Source organism: Pseudomonas sp. PA-1-6B, assembly GCF_021609545.1.
Classification (GTDB): domain Bacteria; phylum Pseudomonadota; class Gammaproteobacteria; order Pseudomonadales; family Pseudomonadaceae; genus Aquipseudomonas; species Aquipseudomonas fluorescens_BV.
Map to the genome: position 1 here is coordinate 1 of NZ_WJZM01000125.1, position 1,456 is coordinate 1,456.

At 53.1% G+C, this 1,456-nt stretch carries 1 protein-coding gene; it reads left to right on the forward strand.

Annotated features, from left to right (window positions below):
- Positions 1–50: 50 nt before the first annotated feature.
- Positions 51–1,423 (forward strand): IS3 family transposase gene (locus GIV35_RS27195; RefSeq protein ID WP_233475429.1). Its coding sequence is split into 2 segments (ribosomal slippage): positions 51–551 and positions 554–1,423, totalling 1,371 coding nucleotides; the frame shifts between segments, so codons are not numbered across the junction.
- The last annotated feature ends 33 nt before the right edge of the window (positions 1,424–1,456 follow it).

Sequence of the window (1,456 nt, forward strand, 5' to 3'; positions counted from 1 at the left end):
TGAAGTGCGCCCCAGAAGTTGGACACCCATCCAACTCCTGGGGCTTTTTCATGAGCAAATACACGACGCAATTCAAGCTTTCCGCCATCAGCGCCTTTCTTGAGCGAGGCCGTGGTTTTCGACGTATCGCCGCTCAATTTCACATGGACCCCACTTTGCTGCGCCGCTGGGTGGAGGCTTACCGACTGCATGGTGAAGCCGGTCTGAGCAGTACTGGCGAGCGTTACAGTGCTTTGTTCAAGTTCTCCGTTCTGCAACGCATGTGGCGTGACAGCCTTTCCTTGCGCCGCGCAGCGGCGCTCTTCAATCTGGGTAACTCCAGCCAGGTGGGCAGATGGCAACAGCAGTATTACAGTGGCGGCATTGAAGCCCTGGCCTCAGGGAAAAAAGGACTGAATACCGTTATGCCCAAGCCTCCTGCTAAACCTCAAAAAACCACTGCACCATTCACCGCCGAACAGCTTGCGCATAAAGCCTTGCTTGATGAGCTTCAGTATTTGCGCATGGAGAACGCCTACCTAAAAAAGCTTGGGGAGTTAGGCGAGGCGGTGATGAGGCGGGAGAAAGAAGCGAAGAAAAAGCCCAAATAATCAGTGAGCTGAGGCAAGACTTTCCCTTGAATGATCTACTCAAACTGCTGGGACTTGCGCGAAGTACTTACTACTACCAACTCAAAGCGATGGGCGTTGAAGACCGATTCATCTCGGTCAAAGCCTCTATCCAGGCTATCCAGGGCGAGCATAAAGGTCGCTTTGGTTACCGTCGGATGACTTTGGAGCTACGTAAAAACAGCCCCATTAACGGTAAAACGGTGCGACGCCTGATGGGAGAGTTGAGCCTCAAATGTATGTTGCGTCCGAAGAAGTACAGGTCTTATCGAGGGGTAGTGGGCGAGACATCACCCAATACCCTGGCCCGTCAGTTTGAGGCCGAGCAACCGAATCAGAAATGGGTGACGGATGTCACTGAGTTCAAAGTGGCCGGCCAAAAGCTGTATTTGTCGCCAGTTTTAGACTTATACAACGGGGAGATCGTGGCCTATCAGACCGCCACACGCCCTCAATATGCCTTGGTGGGAGACATGCTGGAACAAGCTCTTGAGCGCTTGCCAGAGGGCGCTAAACCCATGTTGCACTCGGATCAGGGCTGGCACTATCGATACCCAAAATACCGGGAGCGCCTGGAGAAAGCGGGCCTTGAGCAGAGCATGTCACGCAGAGGAAACTGCTATGACAACGCCACGATGGAGAGCTTCTTCGGCACGCTGAAGTCAGAGTTTTACTACCGGGAAAGCTTCGACAGTGTGGCTCAACTGCAGGCTGGGTTGGATGAGTACATCCATTACTACAACCATAAGCGAATCAAAACGAAGCTTGGCGGACTGAGCCCTGTAGCGTACAGAACTCGGTCCGCTGTAACCTAACCAACAGCTGTCCAACTTTTGGGGCGCACTTCA